The following is a 15,507-nucleotide window of genomic DNA, read 5'->3' on the forward strand; positions in this document are numbered from 1 at the left end:
CATGCAAACACATCACCAGATAGAGAGGAGATCTCCCATGAAGCGTACCATCCTGTTCGGCCTGCTCTGCGGCAGCGTGCTGCTGGCCAATCCGGTCTTTGCCAACGACACAGCCCAGTTGCAGTGCGAGGCGCAGGCCGCTGCCAAAAAGCTTAACGGTGCCGCCAAAACCAGCTTTGTTGGCAAGTGTGTGAAAGATGCCGCTGGCGCCGCGAGCGGCGAGTGCGAGAAGGCGGCCGCCGACAAGAAGCTGGCCGGTGCGGCCAAGAACAGCTTTATCCAGAAGTGCGTGAAGACGGGGGCGGCGATCGATCCGGCGGCCAAGTGCGAGAAGGCGGCGGCCGACAAGAAGCTGGCTGGCGCGGCCAAGAACAGCTTTATCCAGCAGTGCGTGAAGGATAGCGCCGCCAAGTAAGGCATTTTCTCATCCGGTGTGTTTGCGGGGGGCCATCAGGCCCCCCGCGCTTTTTGGGGTGCAGGGGCGTTATCGCTGGGCGGGTGGCGGGACGCTTGCCGCAAGGGCAGGGCTGATTAAGAGCCAATAAGCGGCGGTGAATGGGGGCAAGCGGGGGCGGCCATGGAGAAGTTGCCGGAACTGGGATCTCGATCGGGGCAACAGGACTTTTGTCCTGCAAGGGGAGGCTGGGCCGGGGCTAGGATGCCCTCATCCACACGAGTCAAACTGGAGCACAACAATAATGACCGCTCATATCAATGCCAACCCGGGCGATTTCGCCGAGACCGTCATCATGCCGGGGGATCCGCTGCGGGCCCGCTATATCGCCGAGACCTTTCTGACCGACGCGCGCGAGGTGACCAATGTGCGCAACATGCTGGGCTACACCGGCTATTACAACGGCCAGCGTATCTCGGTGATGGGCCACGGCATGGGGATCCCCTCCATGGTGCTCTACGCCCACGAGCTGGTGAACGACTTCGGGGTCAAGCGCATCATCCGCATCGGCAGTCTGGGGGCGACCCAGCGCCACGTGCAGATGCGTGACGTGATTCTGGCACAGGCGGCGGGCACTGACTCCCCGACCAACGCCAAGCGCAGCGCCGGCTACCAGATGGCCACCTCGGCTGACTTCGCCCTGCTGCACAAGGCCTTTACCAAGGCGCAGGAGAAGGCCATTCCGGTCAAGGTGGGCAATATCTTCACCGGCGATCTCTATTACGATCCGGACGAAAACCTCATTCCAGCGCTGGAGAAGTTCGGCGTGCTCGGCATCGACATGGAGGTGGCCGGTCTCTACGGGCTGGCCCATCAGCAGGGGATCGAGGCGCTCGCCATCCTGACCGTCTCCGACCACTGCCTGACCGGTGAAGAGACCACCGCCGAAGAGCGGCAACTCTCCTTCAACCAGATGATCGAGCTGGCGCTGCACACCGCGCTGTAAGCGCCGCGGCCCCGCCCAACCCTGCACGCACCCTGACCCCAAGAGAGATCCAATATGAACAATAAGCTCTCCCTCACTGCCATCAGCTTCTTGGCCAACTTCGTGATGGCCGGTTTTGCGACCCAGTTCGGCATGCTGATCGACCCGATTGCCGCCAAGTTTGGCGCCGACGTCAATCAGGTGGCCTCCATCTTCTCCCTGCTCAACGGCGGGGCGCTGGCGGGCACCATTGCCGCCTTCTTCCTCATCGAGAAGGTGGGCCTCAAGCGGATGACGCTGCTCTGCTACGGCCTGATCGCGCTGGCGGCGGCTTCGCTTCATCTGACCGGCTCACTCTATGTGGTGATGGCGGCCATGACGGTGATCGGCCTGTGCGGCGGGGTGGGGCTCTGCATTGCAGGGACGCTGGTGGTGAGCGTCTGGCAGGCGCGGATGCAGAGCACCATGCTGGTGGTGCAGGATGCCACCTTCAACGTGGCCGGGGTGGTCTTCCCGCTTATCACCACTTACACCCTGACTCACGCCATGGCGTGGAGCTGGAGCTATCTGGCGGTGGGCGTGGTGGCGCTGGCGACCATGCTGGTGGCGGTGCTGACCAACTTCCGCAGTTGCGAGGCGGGCGGCGAGAGCGCCGGCAACGAGCACTCGGAGTGGAACCTCGGCATCATCAGCGGCGGGCTGGGGCTCTTTCTCGGCATGCTGGCGCTCTACACCTTCCTCACCTGGGCGCCCATGTTCGTGAAGAACAAGTTCGGCATCCCCTTCGAGGAGGCGGGCAATATCATCACCCAGTACTGGACGGCGGCCCTGCTCGGCGCGCTGGTCTCGACCGCCATCGTCACCCGCGTTGCGATCCGCACCTTCCTGCTGGTGATCATCACGCTGGCGATGGGGATGACGGCGCTTATCGTCACCACCGACAACCTGAGCCAGCTGCCTTATCTCACCTATGGTTACGGCTTTGTTTGCGCGGCGCTCTACAACGCCTTTATCGCCTACGGGGTGTCGTTTGTACGGCAGGCATCGAGCAAGAACGTCTCCTACATCCTCATCAGCGGCAGCGCGGGGGCCATGTTCAGCCCGGCTATCAGCGCCCTGTTCGAGCAGGTGATCGGTCTGCAGGCGGTGATGTACGCCATCCCGCTTATCTACGCGGTGATCCTCGCCATGCTGGTAGCGTCGCTGCGGATGGCCCGGCCCCAGCCTTGTCTCGCCTGAGCGGGGGAGTAAACAGCAAGAGGGGCGGTATAAACCGCCCCTCTTTTTTGTTGCTGTTCCACTTGTTGCTGTTCAGTCGGCGACTGATGCTTGCGACTTATGGCTGCTCCAGAAAAGCCCTGAGCCCCGCCAGATCGCGGATCTGCAACCCCTCCTCGCCGCGCTCCACCAATCCTTTGTCTATCAGCTCTTTCACTGCCCGCCGGTAGACCCGGTCGGTAGTGCCGAAGCGTTCCGCCTCCTGATACCCCTTGCGAAAGCCGCTCACCGGGTTGTCGTCGCAGTGGCTGTGATAGAGGTCGAGGGCGATGTTGTAGCTGATGGGGTAGAGCATGCGGCAGGTGAAGATATCCACCGTGTCCTGATAGTCGATGGCAATGGCGGTGGCAAAGAAGAGCGCCACCTTGGGGTGGGCGACCAGCGCCTGCTCCAGCTGCTCGCCATCGATGCGGGCCACTTCCAGCGGCTCCTCGGCGATGATGTCGAGCTGGCAGCGGTAGCCGGTGAAGAACTCCATCTCGCCAAACAGCTGGTTGTCGCACTCAAGCGTGCCGAGCTGAAAGCGGCGGCCATTCATGGCGGTGTGGCCCATGGCGATGCGACCGCTTGGCACCAGCACCAGATCCCGCAATAGCTCCCCCTGACGCATCAGGGGCTCCCCCTCGGGGATCAGGCGCCGCTCCGTGATGCAGGAGATGACCACCTGTTCGATCAGATCGTGGCTGGCCTGCCAGTGGGGCTGAAAGCGCCCCTTGAGAAGGGGTTTGAGTTGCATGGCGGGACTCTTTGACTGACGTGTACAGGTGGCTATTACACATGTTCGCCCCCCGATAAGCCAGCTTCGCTGCGGTGGCGGCCCGGTTGGCGCCGAGCCTCGGTTTGGGCTTGGCGTGACAGCCGGATTCATTGTGGGCCGGCAATTGGCCATCACGGGAGCGGAGTGATAAATTAACGCTCTGATTTGCAAGGTGTATCAAGGTAGCAAAATGTTCAAACGCTCGGCTGCGCTGGTGGCGCTGCTGCTAATCGGGGGCGTTCACGCGGCTCCGGCCGTGTTCTCGCCCGCCGCCAAGGTGGTGTGCGACAAGAAGGGCGGCTATTGCGCCAACCCGCAGGGGATCTCTATCGCCCTGACCCGCGCCCATCTCGGGGAGCAGGCGGCCAGCCGTTTGCAGAAGAACCTGCAGGGGGCCGACCATGGCAGCTACACCCTGAGCAACGGGGTGCATTGCGAGAGCCGTGAGCAGCAGTGCTACAAGGATCGCTACTTCCCGCGCACCAAAGAGAGCCACTTCACCGCCATCCTCTTCAAGCAGGGCAAGTAAGCGGGTCGCTGCTGGCAAGTTGGCGAGACAACAGGAGTTGAACGAGATGATGGAAGGGACGCAGTGGCGCTGGCTCAATGAACCGGCCGAGTGGCACCAGACAGAGGGCGGTTTGCAGGTGGTGACAGACCAGCAGACCGATTTTTGGCGCAGCACCTGGTATGGCTTCGAGCGCCACAGCGGCCATGTCTATGGCTGCGAGGTGGCGGGTGAGTTTACCTTTCAGGTCTGCGTCGAGGGGGAGTTCACCACCCTCTACGATCAGGCGGGGCTGATGCTGCTGCAAGACGAAGCGCACTGGCTCAAGGCGGGGATCGAGTACAACGACGATCAGCCGATGATTGGCAGCGTGCTGACCAATCCGCGCTCTGACTGGGCCACCGGCATTTTCCCCGGCAATCCACGCCGTTTCTGGCTGCGGCTGACCCGGCTGGCCGATTGTCTGCGCCTGCAATACTCCACCGATGGCAAGGTGTGGCCACTGCTGCGCCTCGCTCCGTTTCCGCCAAGCGAAAGTTGCTTTATCGGGGTGATGTGCTGCACACCGGAGCGGCAGGGGCTGGCGGTGCGTTTCTCTGATTTGCGCCTCACCTCGCCCCTTGGCAAGGCGCTGCACGACCTCGGCTAGGGGTTTATCGCCGGTAGTTGTTAAACAAAAAGCGCCATCAGGCGCTTTTTGTTTAGTTACGTTGAACGCTATCGGCTCAACGCGCGGCGTGTTTACCCATGGCAGGGTTAGCCAATCAGGCTGGCCCACAGGTCATATTCGTCGGATTCGTCGATCCGCACCTTGACCATATCGCCCGGCTTGAGGCTGGTTTCGCCGTTGAGGTAGACCAGACCGTCGATCTCCGGCGCATCGGCGAAGGAGCGGCCAGTGGCACCCTCTTCGTCCACTTCGTCGATGATGACGGTCATCTCCTGACCCACTTTGCGGGCCAGCTTGCGGATGGAGACCTGCTGCTGCAGCTCCATAAAGCGCTGGAAGCGCTCTTCCTGAACCTCTTCCGGTACCGGATCCGGCAGCTCGTTGGCCAGCGCCCCTTCGACCGGGCTGTATTTGAAGCAGCCGACCCGATCCAGCTCCGCCTTGTCGATGAAGTCCAGCAGCATCTGGAAATCTTCCTCGGTCTCGCCCGGGAAGCCGACGATAAAGGTGGAGCGCAGGGTGATCTGCGGGCAGATCTCGCGCCACTTCTGGATCCGCTCCAGAGTACGCTCGACCGAACCCGGGCGCTTCATCAGTTTCAGGATGCGCGGGCTGGCGTGCTGCAGCGGGATGTCGAGGTAGGGCAGGATCTTGCCATCGCGCATCAGCGGGATGACGTCATCCACGTGCGGGTAGGGGTAGACGTAGTGCAGACGCACCCAGATATCGAGCTTGGCCAGCTCTTCGCACAGGGCGACCATGCTGGTCTTGACCGGCATGCCGTCGTAGAAACCGGTGCGGTGTTTCACATCGACGCCGTAGGCGGAGGTGTCCTGGGAGATCACCAGCAGCTCCTTCACGCCGGCCTCTTTCAGGCGCTTGGCTTCGGCCAGCACGTCGCCGATGGGGCGACTCACCAGATCCCCGCGCATGGAGGGGATGATGCAGAAGGTGCAGCGGTGGTTGCACCCTTCGGAAATCTTCAGATAGGCGTAGTGGCGCGGGGTCAGCTTGACGCCGTGGGCCGGAACCAGACTGGTGAAGGGGTTGTGCTGCGGCTTCTCCACATATTTGTGGACGTGGCCCAGTACCTCTTCATAGGCGTGGGGGCCGGTGATCTCGAGCACCTTGGGGTGGATCTCGCGGATCTGATTCTCTTTGGCGCCAAGGCAGCCGGTGACGATCACCTTGCCGTTCTCGGCCAGCGCTTCGCCGATCGCTTCGAGCGACTCCTGCACCGCACTGTCGATAAAGCCACAGGTGTTGACGACAACCAGCTCGGCATCGTCATAGCTGGGCACCACGTCGTACCCTTCGGTACGCAGCTGGGTCAGGATGCGCTCGGAATCGACCAGGTTTTTCGGGCAACCCAGGGAGACGAATCCTACTTTGGGGGCCTGTTTTGTGTTGGACATCGCTCAATCACTCTTAGGTGGCTTCTCTTTAAGGGCGCGGATTTTACCTAAATGGCTAACCAAAAACTATACAGCGGAGCCGGGAGAACCGAACAATATCTCCGAGTGGGCAGGATTGGGCGGCGCGAATTGCCGCCAATGGCCTGCCATCAATGGGGCTATCGCCCCCGCAGAGCGGGGTTGTTATCGGGATCCCGCTTTGTTGATTTTCCTGTCAACAGAGGCGAGAGCGGCAAAGGGGGTCACTATACTCCCATCACGGAGATCCGGTGGAGAAGGTCATGGAGAGTTCATTTGGCGAAAGGATGCAGAACGTACACGCCACCCTCAGGGAGCGTTTTGACAAGCTGAGCCGGGTGGCCATCGCGATCTACGACCCTCATACCGATCAGCTCAAGACCTTTGCCCACAGCACCGAAGGCCACTCTCCGCTGGTGCAGTACGAGGTGAAGCTGAGCGACGTGCCTTCCCTGCGCTATCTGGCAGAGCATCATCACGCCCGCGTGCTCGGCAATCTCGATGCCCTGCGTGACTCTGCATCCGAGCACAGCCGCAAGCTGCTGGAGGCGGGCTATGCCTCCAGCTATACCGAGCCGCTGCTGTTCAACAGCAAGCTGTTTGGCTTTCTGTTTTGCGATGCCATGGAGCCGGACTACTTCAACGAGCCGATCCGAAGCGAATTGTCAGCCTATGCCCAGATGCTCTCGGCCATCATAGCGGTGGAGTTTTTCTCCATTCAGACCCTTGGCGGGGCGCTGACCACGGCGCGGGAGTTCAGCCGCTATCGGGATGAGGAGACCGCCAACCATCTGCACCGGATGTCGGCTTACTCCCGGTTGATCGCCAGGACCCTGGCCCCTGTCACTGGCCTCAGCGATGAAGAGGTGGAGTTTGTCTATCTCTTCTCCGGGCTGCACGACATCGGCAAGATCGCGGTGCCGGACTCCATCCTGCTCAAGCCGGGCAAGCTGACCCCGGAAGAGTTCGAGCTCATGAAGAGCCACCCCGGCAAGGGGCGGGAGATGATCAACCTGATGATCAGCGAGTTTGGCCTCGACGGCATTCACCACACCGACATGCTGACCAATATCATCGCCAGCCATCACGAGCGCTTTGACGGCACCGGCTATCCGCTGGGGCTGGCGGGGGAGGCCATTCCGCTGGCGGCGCGCATCGTGGCGGTGGCCGATGTGTTTGATGCCCTGACCAGCGAGCGCCCCTACAAGCAGCCCTGGCCGTTCGAGACGGCGTTTGCCTATCTGGAAGAGCATGCCGGCAGCCAGTTCGATCCCGCTTGTGTCGCCGCGGCCCTGCGCAACAAGGCCGAGTTTTATGCCATCTATCAGCAGTATCAGGATCCGGCCATTACACCGGAAGCGGAGGATGCGAAACCGGATTGAGTGATGTGGGGGAGGCAAAGTCAGCGCAAGGGGGATAAAGGGCAAGCAAGAGAGCCAAAGGCTCGGAAGAGAAGGGGACGCCAGCGAGCGTCCCCTTTGCATTTGTCAGATTTGATGGCCGCTGTTTTTTGGCTCGTCACTCGCAGCCCGTTATGGCTTGGGCGGCGGCTCGTTTGACTGGCCGAGGTGGTCAGCGCTGGCACTCGAACAGCCGCAGGGGCGGATCTCCTTGTCCGGTCGCTTCTGGGCCAGCCAATACTGACGCCACCAGATGATGGTGGTCATGGCGAGGATCAGCACAAACGAGGCGAGCAGACTCAGCAACCAGATGGACATGATCTCTTCTCCTTGCGGTGATGGCGGCCGTCAGCGTGGTGATCGGGCGGCTGTGATGCTGGCAGCAAGTATGGCCCTGCGGCGGTTGATGCGCTTGATTGTTATCTTGGGTGCAACAGTTTTTGGCTTAACTGTTTCGCTTGCGTAACAATGGGCCGAGTGTTGCAGGTGGCCCGATGATGCCGATTCGATGGTACGGCGCGCCGACTTGCGCTGAGAATGCCTTACTGGCTCTGGTCAGATGGGTTAAGGCAGAAACGACACAGGCCCGAACAGAGGTTCGGGCCTGTGGTTTTTGCAGAGGGTGGTCGGGCCATCCCGGCGAGCTTACGCCTGTTGGGCTTCGGCCACGGGGGCTGCGCTCTCGTTGCCGTTGGCGAAGCGGTCGGCCCACAGGGCGATCACGCCGTCACCGGTGACGTTGCAGGCGGTGCCGAAGCTGTCCTGCGCCAGATAGAGGGCGATCATCAGGGCGATGGAGGCCTCACCGAAGCCGAGCATGGAGGTGAGCAGACCCAGTGCCGACATCACGCCGCCACCCGGTGCACCCGGGGCGGCGATCATGATGACGCCCAGCATCATGATGAAGGGCAGCATGGTGTCGATGCCCGGAATGGCCAGATGTTCGGAGAGGAACATTACCGCGGTGGCGCAGGTGACCAGGGTAATGGTGGAGCCACAGAGGTGAATGGTGGCGCACAGGGGCACGGTGAAGTTGGCGATGCCGTCACTCACGCCGTTGTTCTTGCTCGACTGCAGGGCAACCGGAATGGTGGCGGCGCTCGACATGGTACCCAGTGCGGTGAAGTAGGCCGGCAGCATGTTCTTGATGAGCTGGGTCGGAGAGCGGCCAAGGGCCAGACCGGTACCGACGAACAGCACGGAGAGCCAGATCCAGTGCATCAGGATGGCCATCACCAGCACCACACCGAAGGTCTTCAGGGTGGCGAACACGGTGCCTTCCACCGTCATCTCGACAAAGACGCCGGCGATGTAGAACGGCAGCAGCGGAATGATCACTTTGGCCAGCAGGCGGTCGATGATGTCACGGCCCTGATCGGCGACCCGGCGCAGATCGGTGGCCTGGGTGGCGCTGATGCCGATGCCGAACACGAAGGCGGCGGCCAGCGCGGACATCACGCCAAACAGCGGCGGGATCTCCAGATTGACGTAGGAGGCGAGCTTGACCGCCTCGACGGTAGTGGGCTCGGCAGCGGTGGTCAGCTGCGGGATCAGGTGGCTCGCCACGGTAAAGGCGAACAGGCCCGCCAGAATGGTGGAGCAGTAGGAGAGGGCCACGGTTTTGCCCAGCAGCTTGCCGGAGTTCTTCGGCAGGCTGGCGATGCCGCTCATGATGAAGAAGAGGATGATGAGCGGAATGGTGAAGGTAATGAGCTGACCTATGACTGTCTTGGCCGTAAACAGCACGCGCGCCACCCACTCAGGGGCGTAGAGACCGAGCAAGAGACCGGCAAGGATGCCAGCAATGAGTTTGAGGACAAGTTTCATAAGGAAATCCGGTGTTGGTTGTATTGTCTGATTTGTTATTAAATTTTGATATTAATCACACTTTCTAACACAGAATCCGCATTATGTCTGTCTTGAATGGGTTAATTCCGAGTTAAATATTGTTAACGGCTATTTTTCCCGACCGGAAAGCGCCCATATTTAAACGCGCAAGATGCGGCACGGTGTGCTGAAAATTGTGGACTGAACATGGTGGGCTGACAGAGGGTGTGCGGGCTTCGGGGTTAGGGCCTGCGCGGGATAAAAGCTGAGCGCCGTTAAGGGGTTAACCGCCGCCGCCAATCAAGCGGTCGTGCGGATCAGCAGCAGATAGCGCAACGCTGCGGTGGATTGGGCTGGCTGCTCCGCGCAGATCGCCAGGGGGAGCTCATCCTCTGTGAGTCGCTCGGCCAGCTGAGTCGTAGCTGCCGCGAGATCGGTTGCGACCGGCAATGCCAGCGGCGCACCCGGTTTGAGCAGGGTAGCGAGATGGCGCAGGGTGTCAGTTGCTTGCTGCCCTGCAAGGTCGGTGGGGCGACTGAGCCAGATGCCGTCATAGGGGAGCACGCTGCGCATCCCCGTGATGGGGCAGACGCGCACCGCCTGACCCGAGCGGCGTGATGCGCGGCGGGCCTGCGCCAGCTCGGGCTCGCAGGCGGTGACCCGAAAACCGCCATCCCGCAGCCAGCAGAGATCCACCCCTTCGCCGCAGTCGAGGTTGAGCAGGTGGGCGCCAGCGGCCAGCCGGGCCGTAAAGGCGATGTGCGCCGGAGTCGGGCTGGCGGAATGGGCGGTATCGTGAGTGATGGTGTCAGTGGATGTCACAGCGATGGTCTCGGGCCGAGGCGGCTACAGGGGGCGCTACCTTAGCAAATCGGGGGCTGCGCTGGCAAAGCGGCCCGCAAGTTGGCGCAGAGGGTGAACACTAGGAACTAACCGCCGGATTGCGGGGCTGGGTCAGCATGGTGAACATGCAGTCGAGCAGGTACTCCGACTCGGCGGCCAGATCGATCCGCTCCGGAAAGTGGAGCCAGTTGATGATGTAGCCATCGAGGGTGCAGTGGAGCAGGGTGGAGGCTCGCCGCAGATCCAGATCGGCGGGCAGCTGTCCGCGCCGGATGGCGTTGGTGAGGGTGGTCTCCAGATCCCGGAAGAAATTAGCTGACTGGCTGCGGATATGTTCGCGCAGGGAGATGGCTTCACCCTCCAGCGACTCCAGATTGAAGAGGATGGTGAACATCTGCTGGTGGGCCTGATCCCGGGTGATGCGGGTCAGTACCTCTTTGAGGAAGTCGCGCAGCTTGCCGAGGGGGTCGGGCTCCTCTTCATTGACGCAGGCGTCGAGCTGATGGGCGAGGGGTTGGCAGAGCTCCTCCCAGAGGGAGAAGAAGAGCTCCTCCTTGTTTTTGAAGTGCCAGTAGATGGCCCCGCGCGTCAGGTCTGCGGCCCTGGCAATGTCGGTCAGGCTGGTCTTGGCCAGCCCCTGGCTGCAGAAGAGATCCAGCGCCGTCTTCATGATGGTGCAGCGGGTCTGCTGTGCCTCCTCTTTGGTCCGTCTGGCCATCTGCTTCTGCGCCCCTTAATCAGCAAAAAAAGTCACTTACATACATTTATGAATGTATGTATATTGCCTCATCTTTCCGATTTTTACCAACAGGGCCCACGTGGCCCTGATTGTTCATTGACTGGCAAAGGCTCAGGTGTTTCATGCATAAACATATTCTTGCTCGTTCGGTAGGTCTTGCCCTGCTGGCAACAGGCTTGCTGGCAGGTTGTGGCGACAAGGGCGCGCCGCAGGGACAGGGGGGGATGCCTCCCATCGCGGTTGACGTGGTGACCCTGCAGAGTGCTCCGCTCAAGTTGACCAGCGAGCTGACCGGCCGCAGCGCCCCGTTGCGGGTGGCCGAAGTGCGCCCGCAGGTGGGTGGCATCATCCTCAAGCGCCTCTTTACCGAGGGGAGCGATGTGAAGGCTGGCGATCTGCTCTATCAGATCGATCCGGCTGTCTATCAGGCTGCCGTCGCCAGCGCCAAGGCCAATCTGGCCAAGGCGCAGGCCAACGAGCAGAGCGCCCGCCTCAAGGCCAAGCGCTATCAGGAGCTGCTCAAGGTCAACTCCATCAGTCGTCAGGACTATGACGATGCCGACGCCAGCTGGAAGCAGGCGCAGGCGGAGATCATGGCGAGCAAGGCGGCCCTGCGCACCGCCGAGATCAATCTGGGTTACACCCGCATCACGGCACCCATCAGTGGCCGCATCGGCACCTCCGCGGTGACCGAAGGGGCACTGGTGACTGCCCAGCAGGCTGACAGCCTTGCCGTCATCCAGCAGCTCGACCCCATGTATGTCGATGTGCGCCAGTCCACCGCCGATCTGCTGCGTCTCAAGCGGTTGGTGGCCGAGGGCAAGGTGGTGCAGGACGAACATAAAGGGGCCAAGGTGAGCTTCCAGCTGGAAGATGGCACCACTTATGGCGAAGAGGGCTCGCTGCAGTTCTCCGACGTTACCGTGGATGAGACCACCGGCATGGTGGCCCTGCGGGTGATCGTCCCCAACCCCACCCATCTGCTGCTGCCCGGCATGTTCATGCGCGCCACTCTGCAAGAGGGCGAGCGGGCCAAAGGGCTGCTGGTGCCGCAAACCGCGGTGACCCGTACCCCCAACGGCGGCGCCACCGTGCTGGTGGTGACGGCTGACAACAAGGTGGATCTGCGCAACGTTCAGCTGGGTCGCATCGTCGATACCAGTTGGGTGGTTGAGTCCGGCCTCAATGCCGGCGAGCGGGTGATCGTGGCCGGGTTGCAGAAAGTGCGTCCGGGTGCCGTGGTCAATCCGGCTGAACAGGCTGCGGCGCCGGCAACTGCCGCCACCCCGGCCAACAAGTAGGATGGAGTAGTCGCTTCATGGCTCGATTTTTCATAGACAGACCCATTTTTGCCTGGGTGATCGCGCTGGTGATCATGCTGGCGGGCAGCCTGGCCATCATCAAGCTGCCGGTGGCCCAGTATCCGAGCATTGCGCCGCCGGCGGTGAGCATCTCCGCCAGCTACCCGGGCGCGTCTGCCAAGACGGTAGAGGACTCGGTGACCCAGATCATCGAACAGAACATGACGGGGCTGGATCACCTGCTCTACATGTCCTCCCAGTCCGACTCTGCCGGCCGGGTGTCAGTGACCCTGACCTTCCAGCCGGGGACTGATCCCGATATTGCCCAGGTGCAGGTGCAGAACAAGCTGCAGCAGGCGATGTCGCTATTGCCGCAAGAGGTGCAGCAGCAGGGCATTCGGGTGCAGAAGACCTCCAGCAGCTTCCTGATGGTGGCCGCCTTCATCTCCAGCGATGGCAGCATGAAGAACGACGACCTGGCGGACTATGTGGTCTCCAACATCAAGGAGCCGCTGAGCCGTCTGGACGGGGTAGGGGATATCACCCTGTTTGGCAGCCAGTACTCCATGCGGATCTGGCTCGACCCCAACAAGCTCAACCGGGTGCAGATGACCCCGGGTGATGTGCAGCTGGCGATCAAGGCGCAAAACGCCCAGGTAGCCTTCGGCAAACTGGGGGGAACCCCCTCGGTGGCCGATCAGCAGTTCACCGCCACCATCATGGGTCAGACCCGTCTCTCCACCGTCGAGCAGTTCAACGACATCCTGCTGCGGGTGACTCAGGATGGCGCCAAGGTGCGGCTGAAAGATGTGGCCCGGGTCGAGCTGGCTGGCGAGAGCTACGACGCCGAAGCGCTCTACAACGGTCAGCCCACCGCGGCGGTAGCCATCAAGCTGGCGACCGGTGCCAACGCGCTGGATACCTCCGAGAAGGTGCGCGCCAAGCTGAACGAGCTGTCGGAGTACTTCCCGGCCAACATGAAGATCGTCTACCCCTACGACACCACGCCGTTTGTGAAGATCTCCATCGAGGAGGTGGTGCAGACCCTGATCGAGGCGATCTTCCTGGTGTTCTGCGTCATGTATCTGTTCCTGCAGAACTTCCGGGCGACCCTGATCCCGACTATCGCGGTACCCGTGGTACTGCTCGGTACCTTCGGGGTGATGGCGGCATTTGGCTTCTCCATCAACACCCTCACCATGTTCGGTATGGTGCTGGCCATCGGCCTCTTGGTGGATGACGCCATCGTGGTGGTGGAGAACGTGGAGCGCCTGATGAGCGAGGAGGATCTCTCCCCGCTGGAGGCGACCCGCAAGTCGATGACCCAGATCACCGGCGCGCTGGTGGGGATTGCTCTGGTGCTCTCCGCCGTATTCGTGCCGATGGCTTTCTTCGGCGGCTCGACCGGCGCCATCTATCGCCAGTTCTCGCTGACCATCGTCTCGGCGATGACCTTGTCGGTGCTGGTGGCATTGATCCTGACGCCGGCACTCTGTGCCACCCTGCTCAAGCCGATGAAACACGGCGAGTTCGGTGCCCAACGCGGCTTCTTTGGCTGGTTCAACCGCGCCTTTGATGCCGGCACCCAGCGCTACCAGCGCGGAGTTGGCAAGGTGATCAAGCAAGGCGTGCGCTACAGCCTCATCTACGGTGCCATGCTGGCAGTGCTGGCTGTGCTCTTTATGCGGATGCCCACCTCCTTCCTGCCGGAGGAGGATCAGGGTGTCATCATGTCCATGGTGCAACTGCCCGTGGGTGCGACCAAGCAGCGCACCGAGGTAGTGCTGGCGGACATGCGCGACTACTTCCTGAAAAACGAGAAGGACAATGTCGACTCCGTACTGACGGTGGCGGGCTTCAGCTTCGCCGGTAGCGGTCAGAACGCGGGCATGGCCTTTATCAAGCTCAAGGACTGGAGCGAGCGCAAGAGCGCGGATCGCAGCGCCAATGCCATCATCGGCCGCGCCATGGGCTATCTGTTCAGCATCAAGGAGGCGCAGGTCTTCGCCTTCAACCTGCCTCCGATCCCTGAGCTGGGTACGGCGACCGGTTTTGACTTCTTCCTGCAGGATCGCGGTGGTATTGGCCACGAGAAGCTGATGGCGGCGCGCAACCAGCTGCTCGGCATGGCGGCGCAGGATCCCACTCTGGTGCGGGTGCGCCCGAACGGGATGGAAGATACGCCGCAGCTCGATATCAAGATCGACTACGAGAAGGCGCTGGCACAGGGGCTCTCCATCGCGGACATCAACAACACCTTGGCTACCGCCTGGGGTTCGTCCTACGTCAATGATTTCGTCGACCGGGGCCGGATCAAGAAGGTCTACCTGCAGGCGGATGCCCCCTTCCGGATGAACCCGGAAGACCTGAAGCTCTGGTATGTGCGCAACAGTGCCGGTCAGATGGTGCCCTTCTCTGCCTTTGCCAGCACCGAGTGGAGCTTTGGCTCGCCCCGTCTGGAGCGTTACAACGGCGTACCGGCGATGGAGATCGTCGGGGAAGCGGCGCCCGGCAAGAGTACCGGTGATGCGATGGCCGCTATCGAGCAGATGGTGAAGAAGCTGCCGGAAGGGGTGGGTATCGAGTGGACCGGGCTCTCCTTCCAGGAGCGGCAGGCCGGTTCACAGGCACCCGCGCTCTACGCCATCTCCTTGCTGGTGGTGTTTCTCTGTCTGGCGGCCCTCTACGAGAGCTGGAGTATTCCGTTCTCGGTGATGCTGGTTGTGCCACTTGGGGTGTTGGGGGCCATTCTGGCTGCCACCCTGCGTGGGCTGGAGAACGACGTCTACTTCCAGGTGGGTCTGCTCACCACCATCGGCTTGTCGGCGAAGAACGCAATTTTGATCGTGGAATTTGCCAAAGAGCTCTACGACAAGGGGATGGGGTTGGGTGAGGCGGTGGTGGAGGCTGCGCGTCTGCGGCTGCGCCCGATCCTGATGACCTCGCTTGCCTTTATCCTCGGGGTGCTGCCGCTGGTGATCAGCTCCGGCGCCGGCGCCAGCAGCCGTAATGCCATCGGTACCGGCGTGATGGGGGGGATGATCAGTGCCACCGTGCTGGCTATCTTCTTCGTGCCACTCTTCTTTGTGCTGGTGATGCGCTACTTCACCAGCCACCAGAGCAAAGAGGCGCGCATGGCTGCAGCGGTTGAGTCAAAAGGTGACTGAGCAAAAGTGAGTCTATCTGTTCTGAGCGATAGATCACAATTTGATAAATGAGTCAGTTAAATCTGACGATAAAATGGGGCAACGTGAGCGGTTGCCCCATTTTTTTCGCCCAAAAAACGGTAACTTGGCTGTGAACTGTTCGATTTTGAAAGGTGGTTCGGATGAGTTCATCAAGCTGTTTCGGTTCTCCATCGAATCTTGATTC

Annotated in this window: 14 protein-coding genes; 8 read left to right on the forward strand and 6 right to left on the reverse strand. The window is 61.4% G+C overall.

Annotated elements, in window-relative coordinates; translation table 11 throughout:
- Positions 1–37 precede the first annotated feature (37 nt).
- From AACS24_RS10820 to tsgA, 3 genes are all read left to right on the forward strand, one after another.
- Positions 38–415, forward strand: coding sequence for a hypothetical protein (locus AACS24_RS10820; protein WP_181364153.1), 378 nt, complete (start codon positions 38–40; stop codon positions 413–415).
- A 283-nt stretch (positions 416–698) separates the two neighbouring features.
- The gene (gene deoD, locus AACS24_RS10825; RefSeq protein ID WP_005303072.1) at positions 699–1,400 is read left to right on the forward strand and encodes a purine-nucleoside phosphorylase; all 702 of its coding nucleotides are present in this window, start codon (positions 699–701) and stop codon (positions 1,398–1,400) included.
- A gap of 54 nt (positions 1,401–1,454) precedes the next feature.
- A complete protein-coding gene (tsgA, locus tag AACS24_RS10830; RefSeq protein ID WP_108570669.1) occupies positions 1,455–2,618 on the forward strand; it encodes an MFS transporter TsgA in 1,164 nt (387 codons plus the stop codon).
- Between the two features lie 97 nt (positions 2,619–2,715).
- Here the strand turns inward: tsgA and AACS24_RS10835 are convergent, their stop codons facing one another.
- The gene (locus AACS24_RS10835; protein ID WP_108570670.1) at positions 2,716–3,393 is read right to left on the reverse strand and encodes a Crp/Fnr family transcriptional regulator; all 678 of its coding nucleotides are present in this window, start codon (positions 3,391–3,393) and stop codon (positions 2,716–2,718) included.
- Positions 3,394–3,604: 211 nt separating this feature from the next.
- On the opposite strand from AACS24_RS10835, the gene AACS24_RS10840 reads away from it, so the two are divergent.
- Entirely contained in the window at positions 3,605–3,943 is a 339-nt protein-coding gene (locus tag AACS24_RS10840) for a YcgJ family protein (protein WP_108570671.1), read from the forward strand.
- 46 nt (positions 3,944–3,989) lie between these two features.
- Positions 3,990–4,571: a DUF1349 domain-containing protein gene (locus AACS24_RS10845; protein WP_108570672.1), complete on the forward strand. Its 582-nt coding sequence runs from the start codon at positions 3,990–3,992 to the stop codon at positions 4,569–4,571.
- Positions 4,572–4,678: 107 nt separating this feature from the next.
- Here AACS24_RS10845 and rimO read toward each other — a convergent pair whose 3' ends face one another.
- A complete protein-coding gene (gene rimO, locus AACS24_RS10850) occupies positions 4,679–6,007 on the reverse strand; it encodes a 30S ribosomal protein S12 methylthiotransferase RimO (RefSeq protein WP_041208316.1) in 1,329 nt (442 codons plus the stop codon).
- 281 nt (positions 6,008–6,288) lie between these two features.
- Between rimO and AACS24_RS10855 the strand changes: the two genes are divergently transcribed.
- On the forward strand, positions 6,289–7,407 hold the full coding sequence (locus tag AACS24_RS10855; RefSeq protein WP_108570690.1) for an HD domain-containing phosphohydrolase: 1,119 nt from the start codon (positions 6,289–6,291) through the stop codon (positions 7,405–7,407).
- A gap of 150 nt (positions 7,408–7,557) precedes the next feature.
- Here the strand turns inward: AACS24_RS10855 and AACS24_RS10860 are convergent, their stop codons facing one another.
- The 4 genes from AACS24_RS10860 to AACS24_RS10875 all read right to left on the reverse strand — a co-directional run bounded on the left by AACS24_RS10860 (position 7,558) and on the right by AACS24_RS10875 (position 10,813).
- Complete coding sequence (locus tag AACS24_RS10860) at positions 7,558–7,743, reverse strand: hypothetical protein (RefSeq protein WP_108570673.1); 186 nt, start codon at positions 7,741–7,743, stop codon at positions 7,558–7,560.
- 327 nt (positions 7,744–8,070) lie between these two features.
- A complete protein-coding gene (locus AACS24_RS10865; RefSeq protein WP_108570674.1) occupies positions 8,071–9,252 on the reverse strand; it encodes a dicarboxylate/amino acid:cation symporter in 1,182 nt (393 codons plus the stop codon).
- Between the two features lie 300 nt (positions 9,253–9,552).
- Entirely contained in the window at positions 9,553–10,074 is a 522-nt protein-coding gene (locus tag AACS24_RS10870) for a hypothetical protein (protein WP_108570675.1), read from the reverse strand.
- Positions 10,075–10,174: 100 nt separating this feature from the next.
- Positions 10,175–10,813 carry a TetR family transcriptional regulator gene (locus AACS24_RS10875; protein WP_108570676.1) on the reverse strand — a complete coding sequence of 213 codons (639 nt, stop codon included), beginning with the start codon at positions 10,811–10,813 and terminating at the stop codon, positions 10,175–10,177.
- Between the two features lie 143 nt (positions 10,814–10,956).
- Between AACS24_RS10875 and AACS24_RS10880 the strand changes: the two genes are divergently transcribed.
- Entirely contained in the window at positions 10,957–12,135 is a 1,179-nt protein-coding gene (locus AACS24_RS10880; protein WP_108570677.1) for an efflux RND transporter periplasmic adaptor subunit, read from the forward strand.
- A gap of 17 nt (positions 12,136–12,152) precedes the next feature.
- On the forward strand, positions 12,153–15,302 hold the full coding sequence (locus tag AACS24_RS10885; RefSeq protein WP_108570678.1) for an efflux RND transporter permease subunit: 3,150 nt from the start codon (positions 12,153–12,155) through the stop codon (positions 15,300–15,302).
- The last annotated feature ends 205 nt before the right edge of the window (positions 15,303–15,507 follow it).

It is taken from the genome of Aeromonas sp. HMWF016 (assembly GCF_963878195.1).
Taxonomy (GTDB): Bacteria; Pseudomonadota; Gammaproteobacteria; order Enterobacterales; family Aeromonadaceae; genus Aeromonas; species Aeromonas lacus.

Coding starts and splice junctions, on each gene's coding strand:
- AACS24_RS10885 (WP_108570678.1), top strand. CDS start 12,153: ATGGCTCGATTTTTCATAGACAGACCCATTTTTGCCTGGGTGATCGCG.
- AACS24_RS10845 (WP_108570672.1), top strand. CDS start 3,990: ATGATGGAAGGGACGCAGTGGCGCTGGCTCAATGAACCGGCCGAGTGG.
- AACS24_RS10820 (WP_181364153.1), top strand. CDS start 38: ATGAAGCGTACCATCCTGTTCGGCCTGCTCTGCGGCAGCGTGCTGCTG.
- AACS24_RS10875 (WP_108570676.1), bottom strand. CDS start 10,813: ATGGCCAGACGGACCAAAGAGGAGGCACAGCAGACCCGCTGCACCATC.
- AACS24_RS10880 (WP_108570677.1), top strand. CDS start 10,957: ATGCATAAACATATTCTTGCTCGTTCGGTAGGTCTTGCCCTGCTGGCA.
- AACS24_RS10835 (WP_108570670.1), bottom strand. CDS start 3,393: ATGCAACTCAAACCCCTTCTCAAGGGGCGCTTTCAGCCCCACTGGCAG.
- AACS24_RS10865 (WP_108570674.1), bottom strand. CDS start 9,252: ATGAAACTTGTCCTCAAACTCATTGCTGGCATCCTTGCCGGTCTCTTG.
- deoD (WP_005303072.1), top strand. CDS start 699: ATGACCGCTCATATCAATGCCAACCCGGGCGATTTCGCCGAGACCGTC.
- AACS24_RS10860 (WP_108570673.1), bottom strand. CDS start 7,743: ATGTCCATCTGGTTGCTGAGTCTGCTCGCCTCGTTTGTGCTGATCCTC.
- rimO (WP_041208316.1), bottom strand. CDS start 6,007: ATGTCCAACACAAAACAGGCCCCCAAAGTAGGATTCGTCTCCCTGGGT.
- AACS24_RS10855 (WP_108570690.1), top strand. CDS start 6,289: ATGGAGAGTTCATTTGGCGAAAGGATGCAGAACGTACACGCCACCCTC.
- AACS24_RS10840 (WP_108570671.1), top strand. CDS start 3,605: ATGTTCAAACGCTCGGCTGCGCTGGTGGCGCTGCTGCTAATCGGGGGC.
- tsgA (WP_108570669.1), top strand. CDS start 1,455: ATGAACAATAAGCTCTCCCTCACTGCCATCAGCTTCTTGGCCAACTTC.